Genomic DNA, 20,131 nt, shown 5'->3' with positions numbered 1-20,131 from the left:
TAAATTATTTCCAAGCTTTTCTTTCATAAACGCCCTTTAAAAGTTTATTATAGGTGTCTAAGTAATAAGAATACTGTTTTTCATCTAAAATAGCTTTGATTTCAGAATGCTGCTTTTGTAAAAGTTCTTCAAATTTAGAGCGAACTTGAATGGGTGTATACCCTTTATCTTTCTTTTCAAGGCTGGTCATTTTAAAAGTATGGTACAATATAATATTATAAAACTCATCCCTTTCTTCTCCTTTTAGACCCATTACGGTAGCCCTGTTATAAAACCATATCTGCAAACTATCCCTTTCAGTACTTTTAAAAATATCAACGGGTTTCTTATTGTCTTGACTGGTTTGGGAATAAATTGAATTGGACAACCCTCCTAAAAAAAATATAAATATTAGTATATGGTAAAGTGGTTTCATTTTTAAAGTTTTGGCTGTAAAAATATAAAAAGTATTTCTTTAATAATGTTTAATATATCTATAAATATGTTAAACAAAATAAATTAAACAAAATATACTAATTTACGGATCAAATTATGATACAACTATCTGATAAGTTTTGATTTTAGGAATAGGGTTTAACATGGGGCTAAAAAATTTATAGAAAGTCACCAAGATATCAGCGGCCTTATTGCATTTTCGGATTCGGATAATTGTCTGTCTGGTCCTCTACAGTCTCATCCATACAGACAAAATCTTTCTCCACCAATAGCGATAGCTTTTCATTATTATCAAGCGTTATGCTATGTTCAAAGCCCACCTTGTCATTAGTTTCCCAATCTTTGATCAGCTCCTTAGAGAGGATTATTTCCATGGTGTTCTGAATAATACGCGCTGCCAGGGGATCGTTAGCCTCAGCCACCAGTAAGGCATAGGTAAACAGCCCGTTAGGGAATTGGGTCTTTTCTTCAATTCGGCCCGTCTTACACAGTGTAGCCACCTCTGTTTTTGTCAGCCTTAAGCGTACAGCATTGCCTTTTATACGTATTTTCATTTCTTTTCCTTTTTACTGACCAAACCCTTGGTAAATTCGTTCAGCGTCTCCACCTTTTCCTCAAAATCTCCTTTGATCGTTTTTCTGTATTCGTTCAGATTTTTAACTAAATCGTCTATATTCTCCGGGATCACATCTTCAAAAAATTGCCGCAGCCGTTTTGCCGTGGTGGGCGATTTGCCATTAGTGGATATGGCCACTTTTACATTACCCTTGGTGACAATTCCTCCCATATAAAAATCACAGAAGGGTGGGTTGTCAGCTACATTTACCAAAATATTTCTCTTTCTGCAATCATCGTATACCAACTGGTTCACTGCCACATTATCCGTAGTGGCCACTACCAGATGTTTATCACTAAGGTACTTAGCGTCATAACGGTCTAAATGCATTTGGATATTAAATTGCTCTGCAAGTGCAGCGGTTTCATCCCTGAACATTGGGGCAACCATTGTTACCTGTGCACTGGGGCTCGACTTTAGTAAAAAGCTAAGTTTTTCCAATGCCACATTTCCACCTCCTACAATTAGAGTGTTAAGTTGGGCCACTTTTAAAAATACCGGGTATAATTCGTTCCGCTCCATGTATAATAGTTATTAGAAAAGTATCAACCGGCACATCAGGTTAATTCCGCTTTTTTAATGAGATGTATTGCTTCTTGTGAAAGAGGCAGGGACAGGGCTGCTTCCTGCCCTTGTTCAGACATTTTTCGCCAGGTTTTTTGTAAGATGTCTATGGTTTTATTTTCCTCGTGTTTTTGAGCAAACGGATCAAAGTAGTATTGCAAAAAAACAAGGCAAATGACATCTTCTAAGGTCTGGCTATCCGGGTTTTTCTTCATTTGCTTTTTTTCGAGCAAAATACAGACTTCCCTGATAAGGTTCTCAGAATATCCCACCTCCGTTAGGATTTCGCTGGCCTTTTGGGCATGAAATTTTTTTAGTGCTTGCCGCCATTTAAGGTAGCCTGTCCTGTTCATTTCATAAGCATCTCTAGAGATTTCCCATCGGCAAATGTGCTGGCAACGGGCGGCCAATTGCAGGGATTCAGAAGCATTTGGTGCAAATGCTTTCAGTTTTTCTGTCATCCGCATGGCATAAAGGACTTCCTTTGGGTAGCTTTCGCCCTGGTAGTCCTCGGAATTCGGATCTGCACTGTTTGCCAGATCAAAAAGCCGAAACGCCTGCCCAAGTTTATCCGAGATCACCATGCTCATATTTTAGACTAAGATACAAAGAGGGGCGGTATGCAGCAATGTTATTTTATCAATGATTAAATAATGATCGAAAGATATATTACCCATTTAATTAGTGTGCTGTTAAGACCCATTTTCCAAATTAAATTTGAGTCGAGATTAGTATCTTTAAACCTTAAGTTATCTAAACCACATCAGTCGCGTCCATATTTTAGTTTCGACGCTGAATTCAAAAAATTTTATGCAAAGAATAAATAGGGAAAATACAGGACTTAAAACAACATTACCCATAAAAGTAATTCAATTTGGAGAGGGTAATTTTTTAAGGGCTTTTGTAGAACAGGCATTTCAAAAATTAAATCAGGAAGTAGATTTTAATGCCGGCATAGCGGTGGTGCAGCCAATTGAGACGGGGATGGTGGCTAAACTGAACGAGCAAGACGGGCTGTATACCTTGTTTACCAAAGGAATCAAAAATGGGAGGGAAGTTGAAGAAAAGGAACTCATTACCAATGTTGTGGCCGCTATAAACCCTTATACTGATTACAACAATTTTATGGCCCTGGCCAGAGAGGAGGACCTGGAATTTGTGGTATCTAATACCACGGAAGCCGGGATAGCATTTGTAGCCACCGATACTTTAGAGATGACACCGCCAACCTCATTTCCGGGGAAATTGACGGCTTTTTTGTTTAAAAGATATTCTCATTTTAATGGGGACAGAGAGCAGGGACTAACCATTATCCCCTGTGAACTCATCAACTATAATGCAGATACCCTAAGGCAAATTATCATTGATTACATTAAATTATGGAAGCTGCCCGAGGACTTTAAAGAATGGATTAAAGCAGCCTGCAGTTTTCATAATACTTTGGTAGACAGGATTGTACCTGGTTATCCGAAAGACCAGATTGCACAGTACAACAGCCAGTTAGATTATGAGGACCAGCTCATTGTGAGTGCTGAATCTTTTTTTTTGTGGGTGATTGAGGGTGATGATCAATTAAAGAAAAAGCTGCCTTTTCACAAGGCCAATTTAGATGTAAAAATTGTGGATAATATGCAACCTTTCCGAACCAGGAAAGTGCGTATTCTTAATGGCGCACATACCGCAATGGTTCCTTTTTCATTGTTATATGGGAATACAACGGTTAAAGAGACCATGGATAACAACTTCACAGGGGCATTTATCAGATCTCTGGTGGTTGACGAAGTAATACCCACTTTAGATATGGAACAGGAAGAACTTCTGGTTTTTGCAGCAGCGGTCTTCGACCGTTTTAAGAACCCTTTTATTGTTCATCAATTATCCAGCATTGCACTGAACTCCATTTCTAAATTTAAGGTTAGGGTACTCCCAAGCCTTCTGACATACATAGAAGAGGGGAGAGGGCTCCCGATACATTTGGTATATGCTTTTGCATGTCTCATTCGCTTTTATAAAGGGAGTTGGGAAGGGGAAGTGTTGCCTGTAAACGATAATAAGGCCATCGTAAATAATTTAAGTGTCATTTGGGAATCTGAATCTTATAAAGTTATAATAGATAAGGTGTTACAAAATAGGGAGTATTGGGGGGAAGATCTTACAGAAACTCCACAATTAAAGGAGGCAATTGCTTCTGCTTTAGCACATATTGAAAAAGATGGGATAGCGCCAGGCTTTTCCAAATTCAGGAAGGAGTTTTCTACTTCACACTAAATATCTCTAAACCAGGGTTCCGCTATTCTGAAGCTTCCCCTTTTGCTGTATGAGACGTTCTTCGCCTGGAGGTAAATCGCATAATGCTCTGTTCATCGGGATTGTTATAAACATGTGTCAGTCCCAATCGTAGAATGGATGTTGGTTCAATTTCATTATCCACTGCCCTGTTTAATCCAATGGCATGAGGGGCATCTTTTATAGACGACATAATTTCGAAATTAATACCGTCAGGAGCCCATTGTATGGTGTTTTTTTCTGGCCCATCTGTTGTTATCAGGGATGCAATTCCCCCATTATAAGGCCAGACACATATTTCATGACCGCTATTACTAATAGGGTTGTATGGAGATTTCACATAAGGACCTTCAGGATGATCTGCAATAGCAACCCCATGTCTTATCTGACGCCCGCCAAAGGTGATCTGTTCGCCCATTTGTTCTCCTTTATAGTAAAGATAGAATTTGCCCCGGTAAGGAAGGATACAGGGGTCATGGACCTTATGACTGTCGAAATCACCCTTCTTTTCAACAAGAAATCTGTTTTGTTCTTCCCCCTTCCAAACACCGTTATCTGCCGGACTTAATATTGGTTCTTTGCTTTTTATCCAGGGGCCGTCCGGCGAATCTGCCCAGGCAAGGCCCACCTGGTTTTTAACGCGAACGGTATAAGGCGACTTTACCGTCTGGTAGCACAGGTAATACTTATCCTCAAATTTCATGATCTCTACCGTGAAGACAGAGCGGTCGTCATATTCACCATCTTCACCGCGTGCAACAGCGATCCCTTCTTCTTTCCAATTAATGCCGTCTTCAGAAGTGGCATACCAAATATCACATCGATCCCAGGGAAAAACCTTATCATTGTCGATGTCTCCGCCAAAACCCTGTGTAGGGCCCAAACTTTTTGAATACCAGACATAGTACTTGCCATTTTCCATGATCATTGCGCTGGGGTCCCTGCGAACAACCCCACTTTCATAAGCCAAATCGCCCTTAAGTGGTTCAGGTTTACTAAATTCAATAAACCATTCATTGCCTATGGCTGGCCATTTTAAAGCCCTTTTTGAAGCTGCGCTTAGATATTTTTTATTAGTGATGCCAAGATGATCTATTTGTTCCTCTGAGATCTCCTCAACCCTTTCTTTATAAGAATTATTGTTACTTTCTTTTGAAGTATCAGGGGATGGATTACAGCATACGATCAAAATAAGAGAAATCAAATATATAATGCTGAGGACATTTTTCATTCTTAGTGTTTATTTTAAGATTAATCCCACCTTGGTTGAACTCCAGGAGCAATAGAATTTAAATTTATCCAAATTGCTGTCTTTTAGGGCATTGCCTTGTTTCGCTTATCAATGATTTGTTGTAGTTTTTCTTTATTTACCCCAAAAATTCCGTTCTCTTCCACATCTTTCATGAAGATGTCTATATAGTGTTGATTTAATTCATCACTGTCGCCATATTTCTTGCGAATTTCTTCCAGTTCCTTATGCAACTTTTCTTTTACATCGGCATAGGCAGGGTCGTCATATACATTGGTGAGTTCCCGGGGATCTTTACGACGGTCTATCAGTTCCCAATAGTTCAGGTCAAAATAATAATGAATTAGTTTAAACTCCTTGGTGACGATGGCATAATGCCGGTTCACCATGTGTTCTGCCGGATATTCATAGTAATGATAATATACAGCCTCCCTTTCCCAATTTTCCATTTGCCCGGTAAGGATGGGAACCAGGCTTTCGCCCTGCATGTCTTCGGGTTGTTCTACCCCGGCAACATCCAGGAAGGTTTGTGCAAAATCCAGGTTTTGCACCATTTCGTCTGAGGTTGAGCCGGCTTCTATTTTTCCGGGCCAGGCAACCAGTAAAGGGGTTTTAAAAGATTCATCATAAACAAATCGCTTATCAAACCAGCCGTGTTCGCCCAGGTAGAAGCCCTGATCTGAGGTATATACAATTATGGTATTTTCCATTAGATTATTGGCTTCCAGATAATCTAGCAGCCTGCCCACGTTTTCATCAACCGCTTTAATGGTACCCAGGTAATCTTGCATATAGCGCTGGTAGCGCCATCTCATTTTGTCTTCCTCGGTCATGTTAGGGTACGCTGCTTTGAGCTTCTCATTTACTTTTGAATAAGAGGCGTTGAAATTTGCAAGCTGGGTACTATCCAGGCGGTCCATCCCAAATTTATACCTGAGCTTATCGATGCCTATTTCTGGTAAATTCATTTCATCCATTGTTTCGGGTGAAATTTTTGAATCCCCTGCCCAGCTCAGGTGATTAAGGATGCTCATTTCTGCCTCCCTGGCTGCAGGTCTGCTGCTATAATCATCAAACAAGGTCTCGGGTTCAGGGAAGGTGGTGTTGGTGAACTCTTCCATATGGCGCTCTGCCATAATCCATGACCTGTGCGGTGCTTTGTGCAGGTACATTAGCATAAACGGATCTTCGGGTTTGCGTTCATTTTTTAGCCAGTCCAGGGTCATATCAGTAATGATATCCGTTACATACCCCTTGAAATTAACTCTCCCTTCATCCTTGGTTATAAAGTCGGGATTGTAATAAGCACCTTGTCCGGGCAATATTTTAAACTGATCAAACCCTTTGGGGTTATTTCCGAAATGCAATTTCCCGAACATGGCAGTTTGATATCCAGATTTTTTTAGTATTTGAGGGAAGGTAATATTGGTGGTATCGAACGGAAAATGGTTATCAATCTTACCATTGATATGAGAATGTTTGCCGGTCAGGATGGTCGCCCGGGAAGGGGCACAGATAGAATTGGTTACACTGGCATTGGTAAAGAGCATCCCCATTTTTGCAATCCTATCGATATTAGGAGTCTGAAGGAGTTTGTCATCATAAGCCGAGATGGCCTGGTAGGCATGATCGTCAGACATGATAAATATAATGTTAGGCCTTTTGGCTACTTCCTGGTCTTGGTCACTGCAGGCTGCCAATACAACAATTAAAACGAGGCATAATAACTTTATGGATGAATTCATTGGTCGGAAATTGTAATTAACTTATCACACTCAAGTGATGAAGGTAATCAAAATAGTCTACTAATTACCTTGATAATTTGGAGAATTTATCCTATTGTCTCATTTTGTTACAATAATACTTTGATTTCTTATCGTTTTGTTCTTTATTTGAAAAAAAATACAAATTGAGTCCGAAAAAAATATCCAAAGGTCTTAATCGTGAGGAGTTTATAGAGAACCTCTCATATGACTCTGTTATTTTTGGTTTTAACGGGGAACAGCTCAAAATCCTAATTCTGGAATACCACAATACCGGCTTATTTGCCTTGCCCGGTGGTTTTGTACGGCGCAATGAAAGTTTGGATGACGCGGTTAAAAGGGGTTTAAAGGAACGTACTGGTTTAGACCATATTTATCTGGAACAATTCCACACTTTTGGGGGATTAAAAAGATCGGATGCCAGGGCCATGAGACGTATACTGGAAAAGAACGGACTTGATATAAAAGACCATGAATGGATGCTAGACAGGTTTCTTTCCATTGCCTATTACGCTTTAATAAATTATGAAAAGGTAGTGCCTATACCGGATGCGCTTTCCGATAGCATAAACTGGTATGCCATTGATGAGCTTCCACCTTTGATGATGGATCATCGGCAGATTGTAGCAACCGCCTTAGAGGTGTTGCGGAATAATCTCGAAAAGAAATTGGTGGGTATGAATTTACTGCCGTCCAAGTTTACCATGAAACAGTTGCAACGGGTTTACGAAGTTATTCTCGGGGAGGATTTGCGCCGAACCACTTTTCAACGTCGCCTTTTGGGCATGAATATTTTAGACAGGCACGAAAAGCTTTTTCAGGGGAAAGCCCATAAGGCGCCCTATTTATACAGCTTCAAATCAAGTAATACAGATAACATTAAACAACTTTAATAGACAGTTAAGATGAAAAAATCAACAATTAAAAAAATGATCAGCAGGGCATTCTTTGCTATGATACTTATTAGTGTTTATACCCTCAATGCTCAGGAAAAATTTGGCGGCCTTGCGCTGTATACTGTGCGCGATGCGATGGGGCAGGATGCCAAAACCACCCTGAAGGCGGTTGCAGATGCCGGATATAAAAATCTGGAAGCTGCCGGCTATAAGGATGGTAAGTTTTATAATATGGCCCCCGAAGCATTTAAAGCCTATGTAGAAGGTATAGGATTAACGCCTATAAGTACACATCAGGGAAGTGTAACACTAGAAAATGCGGATGCAATGATGGCAAACGTCAAAGCTGCCGGTTTCAAGTATTTTGTGATCCCGGTACCGCCCATGGGGCTTTTTAAATTTAATGCGGAGAACAGGACGATGGGAATGACCGGTGGAGCTGAAAATTTAGCTGAGATACTTACAACATTAGGTAAAAAAGCTAAGAAGGCCGGACTTCAACTGCTCTACCACAATCATGATTTTGAGTTTGTAAAAGATAAAGATGGTGTAGTAACCATAGACTATTTATTGGAAAATACAGATCCCGAAATTGTGAATTTTCAGATGGACCTCTTTTGGGTGACTAAGGCCGGGGCCGATCCTTTGGCCTATTTTGAGAAGTACCCTGGCCGTTTTAAAATGTGGCATGTCAAGGACATGGACAGTGAAGGCAAATTTGCCCCGGTAGGGAATGGGACCATTGATTTCGGCCGAATTTTAGCACAGAAAGAGCTTTCGGGTATGAAGTATTATATGGTAGAGCAAGACAGGACCTTTACTATGGAGCCTCTGGAGGCCATCAAGGTAAGTCATAAAGGCATTAAGAAAATAGGATTTAACTAATAATTACAGACCTCAATAATAGAAAGATGAAAGAATATTTCAAGTTCATAGCGATAATAACATTTGTATCAATAGCGGCTAATGTTCAGGCACAAGACGAAATAATCACCGGGGCAGACATTGCCGTTACCAGCACGGCGAATGGGAAAGTGAGGGGGTATATTCACAATAATATCTACACCTATAAAGGCATACCCTATGGTCAGGCTAAGCGATTTGAGGCTGCTGTACCACCGGATTCCTGGGAAGGGATCCGGAGTTCTACCACCTATGGTCCTGTAGCACCATTGCTTACACCTACAACCACAGTGATGGATGAGCCCGAGTTTGTATTTGACCATGACTGGGGCTATACTAATGAGGATTGTTTGAGTATAAATGTTTGGACCCCCGGGATTAGTGATGGCAAAAAAAGACCGGTATTATTCTGGATCCACGGTGGAGGGTTTACCGCAGGTTCAAGCCATGAGTTGCCTTCTTATGACGGCGAAAACCTAAGTAAAAAAGGCGATGTTGTAGTGGTCTCTATCAACCACAGACTTAATGTTCTTGGGTTCCTGGATTTGGCAGCCTATGGAGACAAGTACAAACATTCTGCCAATAACAGTATTTTAGATATGGTCCTGGCGTTGCAGTGGGTGCAAGACAACATAACTAATTTTGGTGGCGACCCCGGAAATGTAACCATATATGGCCAGTCTGGAGGAGGGGCCAAAGTAAATACCCTTATGGCGATGCCCAGGGCAAACGGGCTGTTTCATAAAGCCATTAACCAAAGTGGATCTTTTAGGGGAGGTATTCTGGAGAAAGAGGATACTGCTGCGATTGCGGCGGAAACCCTGGCCATTTTAGGCCTGGATGCCACCCAGGTAGATAGCCTGCAAAATATTCCTTTTAGTGCCCTGGCCGATGCCGGTACAAAAGCGCTTAAAAATATAGAGACTAAAATGAAAGCCGCAGGAAAACCTGTTATGGGCTTTGGTCTGGGTTGGGGCCCAAGTGTTGATGGGGAAGATTTACCCTATCAGATGGCTTCAGATGAAGCCCTTGAACTTTCAAAAGATGTACCGCTGCTTATTGGCACTGTAAAGAACGAATTTGCTCCTTTTCCCAATCTGCGTTTTGTCGGTGCCTCTGACGAAACCATTATGGCACATATAAAAGAACAGTATAAAGATAAGGCCGATGCCTATATTGCGGCTGTAAAGAAAGCGTATCCTGATGATACGGCGGCAAAAGACCTGATAGATGTAGACCTGATGTTCCGGCCTGGTGCAGTGGTTCAGGCAAATCAAAAATCTTCCTTAGAAGGAGGGGCCGAGGTTTATATGTATTTGTTTACCTGGCAATCTCCTGTTTTTGATGGCAGATACAAGGCCTTGCATTGTATGGAATTGCCTTTCGTTTTTGATAATATAGATCTTGCCAATCATATGACGGGCGGTGGAAAGCAGGCTCATGAACTGGCAGACAAGATGAGCCAGGCATGGATAAATTTTGCTAAAACAGGAAATCCTAATCATGTGGGCTTGCCAGAATGGCCGGCTTATAATAGCGATAATACGGCTACCATGCATTTTGATAATACAAGTATGGTAAAGCCACAACTAGACAAGGAGTTGTTTAAATTGGTTAGCGGAAATTAATAGAGGGGAAGGTATAAATTGTGAATTGAAGACAGCAAGTAAGCTACTTACCCATCCCATAATTTATAAAGATGTGTTGCTACTTATTGGAAGTAAGGACGGCGATACCTTCATTGAGCCCAGCCATTGAATTATATTTCAGATCGCTGATCAAATGCTGTAAATCTGTTGAATATTCAACATAAAGAATAGCAGCTACTATTAGAAGTAAAAGCAAGGTAAAATCTATAATAGTTTTTTTGTCGATTTTATTATCATTTGCTTTCATAATGTCAATTGGTTGGTTTACAGTAATAAAGATAGCGAATTGAAAATTAATTAACAAATTTTTAAGAAAAATAGAAACCTGGTTTGCTTTGCTTCAGGGCAATATTGGTCTCCTCTTTAATGGCCGTTAAGCCCTTATAGAAAGGCTATTTGGCCAATGAATAACTTCCTGGCTATTCATCATTTAATAGTTTTGAGTATTAAAGAAAATACTTTCAAGGACTGGGATTAATTCTTGCTTTTATATCACAATTGTTCGCGTCATTTTGCTGAATTACTTGTCGTATTCCCACACGGGAATTATTGAAGTTTTTCTCCGGCCCAAAAACCGTGTATTATAAACGATATTTTAACCTTTAATCTAATTTTTTGCACGCTTTAAGGAGTTACATCTATTTTCGATGTGTTCCTGAGAAATTTTAAGTCTTATATTAAATATTTGTCGTGAGGATATTCGGGGAAAGAGAAGGTTTCTATTAATATTTTAAAGATTTTGTCTTATTAGCATTTGAATTGAATTAATTTTGAGAATACAAATTGTTCCCTCCGTCAGAGATACCTCTGACACTTAATTATACCTCCCCAGGTGTTACTTTGTTTTTTACACTGACTTTGCTGTACTATGGCTGTATGGTGGATACTTAATTTCCACATAAGATTTGTTTTTGTAAAATAATGACCGACTATAATTAATGAATTCAAAAAATAGGTTCATACTAAAACTACTGCTTACCATCGAATTTGTTCTACTAAATTTGGTGTTGATATTATTTCTGTATTTCAGGCTTGATGAATTTTCTTTTAGCGATCCAGTATTTCTCAAGACACTGATACCTTTAATTGTTATTTATAATTTATGTTGGCTCTTTATTATACTATATATAAGAGACAAGGAGTTTTATTTTAACCCGGAATACAGTTCCCTAAGAAGTATACTTACTTCCTTATTTTTCTTTGTGGGATTGGTCATTTCTTTCGTAATACTTTTTCAATTCCGGAATTTTGCGCGCTCTAATTTTATTATTCCAATCTTTATTTTTTCCTTTCTGGACTTTTTATCACATAAGTTTTTACTCAATTTTTTAAAGAAAAAGGGGTCGAAATTAATCACGAACACATTGCTTATTATATCGGCCCAGGAGGTTAATAAACTCAATGGTTTTGTAAAGGATATGGCCCAGTATGGATATAATGTAGTGGGTTGCCTTGAAGACGGGGATGAGATTACCGGGAATAATAAAAAATTAAAAGTCTTAGGCCATATTGAGGATCTGTCACAAGTCCTTAATAAAAATACGGTTGAAGAAATATTTATCGCAACCGCAAATTTGGAACGTTCAAAAATAAGGGACACAATTACACTGGCAGATAATTTTGGCGTCCGTGTTAAATTAATACCGGAGCATCCAAAGGAATTTACACATAATTATAAGGCGATTACCTTTGGTGATGTGGCAGCTTTTAAGTTGAGAAAATCGCCTTTAGACAGTTTTAATGCTACTATAATAAAAAGATTGTTCGATTTTTGGTTTGCACTAACGATTATTTTGCTGTGTTCCCCGATATACCTTTTTATAGGTATTTTAATATTTTTGGATTCCAGGGGACCAATAATCTATGCCCCTTATAGAAAAGGCGAAGCTGGCAAGACCTTCAGGTGTTACAAGTTCAGAACCATGTCTGTGTGTGACAATCCGTTAGACGGAACAAAATCTACGGAGATTAATGATCCGAGAATTACAAGGGTAGGAAGGCTGCTGCGCAAGAGCGATTTAGATGAATTGCCGCAATTCTTTAATGTGTTAAAAGGAGAGATGAGTGTCATTGGCCCCAGACCACATAGAGTAAACCTGCAAAAAGATTTTAGAAAGAGCGTCAGCGACTATATGGTGAGGAGTTATGTGAAACCCGGAATTACAGGCTGGGCCCAGGTGAATGGATGGCGCGGTCCTACAGTAACTGATGAACAAAAAAAAGAACGCATAAAACACGATTTGTGGTATATTGAAAATTGGAGTTTTTGGCTGGATATTAAAATTATCTTCCTTACCCTTTTCGGCAGGCACCACCAAAAGGCATTTTAAGGATAATTGCCTGTTAAAACGAATCTCTTTTAAAATATACATTAAATAATAGATCAATTAAATTGGCCGCTAAATGAAAAAAACTTTAAGCAATAAAACTGGAATTAAGAAGTATGTAAGTTGTGCAACTTGGTTTTTTAGGATAGGTAGACGGGGATTCCCATTATTGGTGCTCTTAATGTTATCTTCCTGTTACACGTCCAGGAATGTAAATTATTTACAAAGTGATAAACGTAAACTTAGTATTCCTGTATATCCTACAGTATATGCTGTTCAGCCCAATGATGTGTTGAATATTAAAATCCAAAGCCGCGATCCGGAACAAGCTACATTTTTTAACCTGTCAACGCTGAATACCAATAGAAATAATCAGGCAAATCCGGCGAATTTGTTTTTGAGTGGATATCCGGTTACCCAGGAAGGAACTATAAAAATGGCAGTGGTAGGCGAGCTTCAGGTGGCTGGTAAAACGGTAGAGGAAATACGAGATCTGGTTCAATCGGAGATAGATAAATACCTCCTAAATGCTATGGTACTTGTAAAACTTACCAGTTTTAAGATTTCCGTATTAGGTGATGTTAAGAATCCGGGGACTAATTATGTATTTAATACACAGTCGACTATTTTTGAGGCACTTAGCGCAGCAGGAGACTTAAATTTAACCGCAAAACGGAAAGGTCTGAAATTGATACGCCAACAGGGAGATGAATCTATTGTGGTAGATTTAGATCTTACGGACCCTTCTATTATTCAGTCCCCTTACTATTTCTTACACCCTAACGATGTACTCTATGTAGAACCTTCCAAACAAAATTTACTCAATAATAATTTAGGGCTGTTTTCTGTACTTTTATCTGCAGTCTCAACGACGATTTTGGTCTTGAATTTTGTTTCCAATAACTAATTGAATTAAAGAACTACTTTATACGTTGACACAATGAAAAAAAGAAAAGATACTCATCTTAATATGAATCAGGAGGTGAATTTAAAGTTGTTCCTCCAAAAATTGTACCGTCACAAATGGATATTCCTTGGCGGTATTGCATTGTGTTTGGCTATTGCCTTTGCTTATATTAAGCTTGCCACCCCTACTTATGAAGTGGCTACTTCAATCCTTATAGATCCGTCTGGGAATAGTAGACTTTTAGGTGAAAGTCAGTATGTTGATGGTGGAGTTGGCCTTATCGAGATGGAGAAAAATCTCTATAACGAAATAGGAATTATACAGTCCTTCAGTTTGGTCAGCCAAACGGTTGAAGATCTTGATTTTGAAGTCTCTTATCATGCTAAAAACATTCTTAAATCTAAGGAGTATTATGGTTATTTCCCATTTGAAGTGGATTTGATCGATGAGGAAGTACAACTCTACAACACTCCTTTCGAAATTACCTTATTGGCAAATGACAAATATCGTTTGACAATTAGCACTTCGGGCTATAAAGTTTCGAATCCGGTAAACGGTTCAACAAGTATTGTGGATAAAAAATTAAAGTTTTCAAAGATTTATTCCTTTGGGGAAAGAGTAGCGCATAGATATTTTAATTTCACCATTCAAAAGCCAGATTATGAAGTTTTTAAGGACGATTTTGAGAATAAAAGTCTTCAATTTGTTGTCCACCATACAGATGATTTGACCAATGATTATCTCTCTAACCTGGAAGTAAATAATATTGATATCCAGGCGAGTATTTTTAAGTTAGTGACTACAGGAGCTGTTGTAGAAAAGGAAGTTGCATTTCTTAAGAAACTAACGGATAATTATGTCCAGAATAAACTGGTTTCCAGAAATAGAATTGCTTCCAGCAAGGAAACATTTATAAGAAACCAATTGGCTTTGGTAGCCGACACGCTGTTAAAGGCAGAATCGGAATTAGAATCTTTTAAAAAGAACAAAAGAGCTGTTAATTTAGGAGCGACTGCTATTAATGCGTTAGATCAGAGTCAAAATCTACAGATGGAAAGGGCTAAAATAGCAATGGATATAGAATACAATAAATCGCTGATAGATTATGTGGAAAATAATAAAAACAGTGATGATTTTGCCATCCCTACTTCAACAGGTATAGATGACTCACAGGCAAATGAGAATATAACTGAACTAAAAAGGTTATATGCCGAAAGATCCAGAAAAAAGTTCTTTGTCACTGAGAATAATCAGGAGATGAGCATGCTGAATGCTCAAATAAATGAAACAACAGAGGCATTATTAAATGATTTAAAAAGTACCAATAGATCCTCAGAATTTGCTCTGGAAGGACTAAATCAGCAAATAGGGAGATATAATGGTGTAATTAGCTCTTTACCGACCAGGGAAAAACAATTACTGAATATTCAACGCCAAAGTAATTTATACGAAAACCTCTTTAATTATTTAAGTCAGGAATTGGCTAAAACCGGAATTGCCAGGGCGGAGAGCATCTCGGACACCCGTGTTTTGGATGAAGCCAGGATGGTGGGAGATAAACCGGTAGCTCCTCAAAAAATGCTGATTTTAATACTGGCCTTCATACTAGGATTTTTGTTTCCTCTGGCATGGATGTTATGGTTTTCACCAAACGATATAATACACAATGTGGGTCAAATCATGGCAAATTCCGATTTACCCGTAATTGCCAGCGTCACCTTTCATGATACCAATTCTAAAAAATCTAAGGCTGATATCTCTTTGTGGAATATCAAGGAGTCTTTCAGGGACTTAACAGCTAATCTTAGGTTTATTCGTCCCAAAGAGGGCAGTAGTGTATTGGGGATTACCTCCATCATGCCCGAAGAGGGTAAAACTTTCTGCGCTATTAACCTGGGAATAAGTTTGGCAGAGGCAGGGTATAAAACTATTTTGATAGATACGGACCTCAGAAACCCCAGTCTTGTGGATGGTATTAAGAAAATTGAAGGCAAGGGATTATCAAATTATTTGGCTGGCGATATAGCTAAAATGGAAGAAATTATATATCCCCATGAGAAATTGAGTAATCTGAAGTTTATTCCTACTTCTGTTGCTGAAAGTAATATTCATGAATTACTCTCAGGGGAAAAAATGAAAATGTTGATCGATCAACTAAGGGTAGACTACGATTATATAATTCTCGACACTCCGGCTGTTGGCCTTGTTTCTGACTTCAAACTGTTTAGTGAAGAGATAGATATTAATCTCTTTGTGATTAGAAGAAAGGTTGCTAAAATAGGATTTCTAGAAGACCTCGAAAAACTTATTCCTAAAGGGAAAAGGAAAAAGAGCTGTATTGTTTTTAATGATACTCTGGAGAAATATCATAAGTATGGATATGGGCAAAAATATGGGGTTAATAGGGAACCTAAATTGGTCAATAAGACACTTTCTGTCTAACTCCCGTATTTGTACAATTTAAACTTTGATCCGATATCACCCACAATTCAGATAAGGTGAAATCCTGATAATATGAATAATTTTGAAGCTTATTTTAATTGGAGTACAGATGTAGAGTACTTCCTTGCATATTTCATATTCGCAGGAATCCTGACTTCCTACCTGGTATTTAAAAGTGAGTCTAAATATAAACTAGAAATATTTTTCATATTTTTTTATTTAATAACCGGAAACATAAATAAGTTGCTTACCATTAAGATTCCAGGTTTTAGTCTATTAGAAATTCAACCACTTAGAATAGTTTATTTGTTATTATTTTTCTTAGTAATCAGGAAAACCATCTTGTCTAGAACGCCTATAAAAATTAAAGGTTATAATATTCCATGGTTTCAGGTTGCTCTATTTTTCTATATAATTTGGCTGGTAATTGCTGTTCTGGTAAATAGTCCGGATATGATTATGGCTGAAGTACTTGAAAAAATTATTGAAGCCATTGCCTTTCTGGCTATAATTTATGGACTTCAATTAATGGCAGACAAACCGTCATACGATCTTATTGGTAAAGCAATTATAATTGGAGCGGTTTTATCTAGTATAGTGAGTCTTGTACAATTATTTGTTGATCCTTATTTTTTAAGAATCGGAGATGACAGAGGGGCTTTTGGCAGTTATATTAGATCAAATGGAATTTTCACTACGGAATATTTTAACTCGTATTACCTTATTATTGCCATTACATGGGTTTTAACCACCCTACAAAATAAGTATCTGAAAATAGCTTTGGTCTGTTTGTTTTCAATTGGTGTTTTGACATCTTTTCAAAGAATGAGTTGGATTATCTTGGCTATAATTCTAATTGTCTATTTTATCTATATAGAGAGATTGGCAATTGAGAAAATGGTACTGATTGGTTTATCAGGGCTTGCCATCCTTTTATCACTTTCTATTTTTTATTATCAGGATGTCAAGAGTAGTTCACTTTTTAAAGAACGAATTAGTGATAGTGTGGACGGCAGAAAAGGATATTATGCATTGGTGCTTGATAATATTGGTGAAAAACCATTATTTGGGTATGGAGATCTGACTAATGATGTATACTATAATAATATGCTTCGTATTACCGGGAACAGAAAAAGAGCAACAGCAGAGTCTGGAGATTTGCATAGTGGCTATTTCTCAGCACTATTCTTATATGGAGTTCCAGCTTTTATAAGCTTTATGTTTTTTGTATCTCTCTCTGTAATCTACTATGCCAGATTATTTAAAGAGAATAACTATTTTACAATACCCCTCATGGTTAGTGTCATTTATTTGATAGGCAATCTGACCAATACATTTTTATTTCTGAAATACATTGCCGTACTCTATGCTATCCATATCGGTATTGGCATGGGAATAAATAAGATACGGCGACAGGATAAAACTGTTAAAATGAATAGCTAATTTTGCTAAAACACTTCTTTCCTTACTCATGAATTTATTAGAAAGGGTTAAAACTTTGTTTCTTAAAGGAAATGCGAGATCTGTTCGAGCAAAAAAGAACGTCGTATTAACCATTGTAATCAAGGCTTTTGGAGTGTTAATTGGATTTATTTACTTTCCATTATCTCTTGATTATTTAGGTGCCGTTAAATTTGGAATTTTTCTTACGCTACTTTCAATAGTCGATTGGTTTTTAAATTTTGATATAGGAATAGGCCATGGATTGAGAAATAGGTTTGGTGAGGCAGTAGCATATAATAATGATGAAAAGGCCGTCCACTATGTGAGTACAGCTTATTTCACATTGGGTACTATAGTTACAATATTAACAGGTGTATTGTTAATTTTAAATTTTACATTGCCATGGACGCTTTGGCTCAACATTGCGCCAAACCTTACTGCTGAAGTTGAAATTCTTGGTGCCATTATAATAATTGCTTTTGGTATTCGATTTGTATCATCCAATATTTATGAAATATTTTTTGCATTGCAGAAAATGGCTTATGTAGAATTTTTTTCCTTTCTGACTAAGGCATCCTTCCTTGTACTAATACTGTTAATCCCATTTGTTGTCGAAGATTCTTTGTTGTTGTTTGGAACGGCTAAATCATTAACTTTTGCCCTTGTGCCCTTAGCGGTAGGGCTGTATTATTTTAGGCGCAATTTCAGCAAATACAAACCATCTTTAAAATATGTCCGACTTGATTATTTTAAGGATTTGTTTTCACTGGGAATTAAGTTTTTTTTGATAAAAATAGCGATGCTGGTAATTCACCAAACGAATAATATTTTAATTGCAAGCTTTGTCTCTTTGGAGGGAGTTCCCCAATACGAGGCCGCCTATAAATATCTTTCTATTTTTATGATGTTGTTTGTAATTCTCAATAATCAATTGTGGCCTTCGAACCTCGACGCATATGCCAAGGGAGATTATGCTTGGATGAAGAAGTCTATGCGTATAGTATTGAAAATTTGGGTAGGAACCGTTGTTTTGGCAGCACTAATGGTTATAATATCTCCCTTTATTTACGAATTATGGTTACGAGATAATCTGTACATCCCTATAGTTATTTCAATAGCAGTTGCAGGGTCTATTTGCCTAACTACCTGGGTAAATATGTTTAATCTTGTTTTAAATGGAACAGGTAAAATTAAGCTGCAGATGTATGCCTGGATTTTTGCTGCTGTCATAAATATTCCGGCATCATTATTTTTTGTAAAGGTGCTGAATCTTGGCGTAGTCGGAATTGTTTTGGGAACCATTACTAGCCTGATACCACTTGCAATTTTGTCTCCTTTACAAGTACTTAAAATTCTCGCAAGAAAAGAAAAGGGTATTTGGGCGAAATAGGCGTAATAGATAACCCATATTATGCCTCTATTAAGACGTATTCACCCGGGATTTTATAATGTCAGAATAGAAATCTAATGTTTTGTCTGCTACGGCGGCCGCTCTGTATTTAACACTCTCACGCCCTGCGTTAATTGCCATATCCCTGTGATTGTCAGGATGAAGAAGTACAATTTTGATAATAGCTGCTAAAGTTTTATGATCTCCTGCCGGAAAAAGAAATCCGGAAACATTATCAGATATCATTTCTGCCGTTCCCCCTACATCTGTCGCAATCACCAATTTTTCCTGAGTCATCGCTTCAGCCACACTTAAAGGGAGTGTTTCCTGAAATGATGGTAGCACAAATATGGGAATGTCTTTGGTATAACTAAGTATTTCTGACTGGCTCTTCCAACCACAAAATAGTACGTTTTTCTCGAGTCCTAAAGTTCCCACAGCTTGCATGATCAGTTTTTCATACTCCTTTTCCTTGAAGCCACCGATAACATGTAATTTAAAATTTATCTGCTGCTTTTTTATTTCAGATAGTGCCTTTAGAAGTATATATAACCCTTTCCTTTTTTTAATCTCACCAACAAAATATAACTCGTTCTTCTTTTGTAAAGCCTCATTAAAACTTCGACTATCAAAAATTTTACTAACAGGATTGGGTATTAACACATAATTTAATTCAGGTGCAGTACGATTCTTAAGATATACTTCCTTATTATAATTTGAAATAAATACGATATTGGCAACTTTGGTCAAATATATACGCTCTACAATTTCCTTAATATAGAACTTGATTTTTTTCTTTAATGAGACCTGTTGCAGCCTTTCTTTGCTTAAAATAGCATGCTGCGTTACTATAAATCTATTTTTGTTTTTTTTATTAAACAATAATATACCTGGAACAACCCCCTGTAAGTGAATAATGTCTGGTTTTTCTTTTTTTACTATTTCATTGAATTTAGATCTGGATTGTAGAATTGATGATCTGAAATCTAAAGTATAGATTTTACATTTATTCCGATATCTATCTAAATATATGCTATTGGAAAAAGATACGAGTACAAGATCAATTTCGTTTCGGTCAACAAATTCGTTGGTTAGGTTAACCAATACGCCTTCTATACCAGTTTGAATCTTGTCATTAATGGGAAAATCACCTACTAAAACAACTTTCATTTAATTTTTACTATTAAGTGGAAATAAATATTTAAGTAAAGGGCAATTTTCAAATGGTTCTCGTCCTTGGGTAACCTGGAATATCGATGCA

General features: G+C 37.7%; 17 protein-coding genes. 9 read left to right on the top strand and 8 right to left on the bottom strand.

The genetic code is table 11. The annotated features are described in order from the left end of the window. Window positions 1-4 precede the first annotated feature (4 nt). The 4 genes from J1G40_RS05495 to J1G40_RS05480 form a co-directional block, all read right to left on the bottom strand. Window positions 5-415, bottom strand: a complete 411-nt coding sequence (locus tag J1G40_RS05495; protein ID WP_265241592.1) for a hypothetical protein — start codon at window positions 413-415, stop codon at window positions 5-7. Window positions 416-623: 208 nt separating this feature from the next. Next, the gene (locus J1G40_RS05490) at window positions 624-989 is read right to left on the bottom strand and encodes a DUF7009 family protein (protein ID WP_265241591.1); all 366 of its coding nucleotides are present in this window, start codon (window positions 987-989) and stop codon (window positions 624-626) included. Then, the gene (locus J1G40_RS05485) at window positions 986-1,573 is read right to left on the bottom strand and encodes a bifunctional precorrin-2 dehydrogenase/sirohydrochlorin ferrochelatase (RefSeq protein WP_265241590.1); all 588 of its coding nucleotides are present in this window, start codon (window positions 1,571-1,573) and stop codon (window positions 986-988) included. The genes J1G40_RS05490 and J1G40_RS05485 overlap by 4 nt, the downstream gene beginning before the upstream one ends. A 35-nt stretch (window positions 1,574-1,608) precedes the next feature. After that, a complete protein-coding gene (locus J1G40_RS05480) occupies window positions 1,609-2,199 on the bottom strand; it encodes a DUF4202 domain-containing protein (protein ID WP_265241589.1) in 591 nt (196 codons plus the stop codon). 226 nt (window positions 2,200-2,425) lie between these two features. Between J1G40_RS05480 and J1G40_RS05475 the strand changes: the two genes are divergently transcribed. After that, on the top strand, window positions 2,426-3,883 hold the full coding sequence (locus tag J1G40_RS05475; RefSeq protein ID WP_265241588.1) for a tagaturonate reductase: 1,458 nt from the start codon (window positions 2,426-2,428) through the stop codon (window positions 3,881-3,883). Between the two features lie 22 nt (window positions 3,884-3,905). Here J1G40_RS05475 and J1G40_RS05470 read toward each other — a convergent pair whose 3' ends face one another. Both J1G40_RS05470 and J1G40_RS05465 read right to left on the bottom strand, forming a co-directional pair. After that, a complete protein-coding gene (locus J1G40_RS05470; RefSeq protein ID WP_265241587.1) occupies window positions 3,906-5,132 on the bottom strand; it encodes a glycoside hydrolase family 117 protein in 1,227 nt (408 codons plus the stop codon). A gap of 83 nt (window positions 5,133-5,215) precedes the next feature. Beyond that, a complete protein-coding gene (locus J1G40_RS05465) occupies window positions 5,216-6,895 on the bottom strand; it encodes a sulfatase (RefSeq protein WP_265241586.1) in 1,680 nt (559 codons plus the stop codon). 164 nt (window positions 6,896-7,059) lie between these two features. On the opposite strand from J1G40_RS05465, the gene J1G40_RS05460 reads away from it, so the two are divergent. From J1G40_RS05460 to J1G40_RS05450, 3 genes are read left to right on the top strand one after another with little or no spacing between them, the layout of a single operon-like run. Continuing rightward, window positions 7,060-7,806, top strand: coding sequence for an NUDIX hydrolase (locus J1G40_RS05460; protein WP_265241585.1), 747 nt, complete (start codon window positions 7,060-7,062; stop codon window positions 7,804-7,806). 12 nt (window positions 7,807-7,818) lie between these two features. After that, the gene (locus J1G40_RS05455; protein WP_265241584.1) at window positions 7,819-8,694 is read left to right on the top strand and encodes a sugar phosphate isomerase/epimerase family protein; all 876 of its coding nucleotides are present in this window, start codon (window positions 7,819-7,821) and stop codon (window positions 8,692-8,694) included. A gap of 26 nt (window positions 8,695-8,720) precedes the next feature. Next, complete coding sequence (locus tag J1G40_RS05450; RefSeq protein WP_265241583.1) at window positions 8,721-10,340, top strand: carboxylesterase/lipase family protein; 1,620 nt, start codon at window positions 8,721-8,723, stop codon at window positions 10,338-10,340. A 79-nt stretch (window positions 10,341-10,419) separates the two neighbouring features. On the opposite strand, the gene J1G40_RS05445 is transcribed toward J1G40_RS05450, so the two are convergent. Then, entirely contained in the window at window positions 10,420-10,608 is a 189-nt protein-coding gene (locus tag J1G40_RS05445; RefSeq protein WP_265241582.1) for a hypothetical protein, read from the bottom strand. A 691-nt stretch (window positions 10,609-11,299) separates the two neighbouring features. Here J1G40_RS05445 and J1G40_RS05440 point away from each other — a divergent pair. The 5 genes from J1G40_RS05440 (at window position 11,300) to J1G40_RS05420 (ending at window position 18,870) form a co-directional block, all read left to right on the top strand. Continuing rightward, a complete protein-coding gene (locus J1G40_RS05440; protein ID WP_265241581.1) occupies window positions 11,300-12,691 on the top strand; it encodes an exopolysaccharide biosynthesis polyprenyl glycosylphosphotransferase in 1,392 nt (463 codons plus the stop codon). A 73-nt stretch (window positions 12,692-12,764) separates the two neighbouring features. Continuing rightward, on the top strand, window positions 12,765-13,595 hold the full coding sequence (locus J1G40_RS05435) for a polysaccharide biosynthesis/export family protein (RefSeq protein ID WP_265241580.1): 831 nt from the start codon (window positions 12,765-12,767) through the stop codon (window positions 13,593-13,595). Between the two features lie 33 nt (window positions 13,596-13,628). Then, window positions 13,629-16,037, top strand: a complete 2,409-nt coding sequence (locus J1G40_RS05430) for a GumC family protein (protein WP_265241579.1) — start codon at window positions 13,629-13,631, stop codon at window positions 16,035-16,037. Between the two features lie 72 nt (window positions 16,038-16,109). Then, the gene (locus tag J1G40_RS05425; protein WP_265241578.1) at window positions 16,110-17,480 is read left to right on the top strand and encodes an O-antigen ligase family protein; all 1,371 of its coding nucleotides are present in this window, start codon (window positions 16,110-16,112) and stop codon (window positions 17,478-17,480) included. A gap of 28 nt (window positions 17,481-17,508) precedes the next feature. Next, window positions 17,509-18,870, top strand: a complete 1,362-nt coding sequence (locus tag J1G40_RS05420; RefSeq protein ID WP_265241577.1) for a lipopolysaccharide biosynthesis protein — start codon at window positions 17,509-17,511, stop codon at window positions 18,868-18,870. 30 nt (window positions 18,871-18,900) lie between these two features. Here the strand turns inward: J1G40_RS05420 and J1G40_RS05415 are convergent, their stop codons facing one another. Beyond that, window positions 18,901-20,040 (bottom strand): glycosyltransferase family 4 protein, encoded by a 1,140-nt coding sequence (locus tag J1G40_RS05415; RefSeq protein ID WP_265241576.1) that lies wholly within the window; start codon window positions 20,038-20,040, stop codon window positions 18,901-18,903. Window positions 20,041-20,131 lie beyond the last annotated feature (91 nt).

Source organism: Muriicola sp. Z0-33, from assembly GCF_026126425.1.
GTDB lineage: Bacteria > Bacteroidota > Bacteroidia > Flavobacteriales > Flavobacteriaceae > JAFMPW01.
The sequence above is the reverse complement of the archived record's forward strand: the minus strand, read 5'-3'. Positions and strand labels throughout refer to the sequence as shown.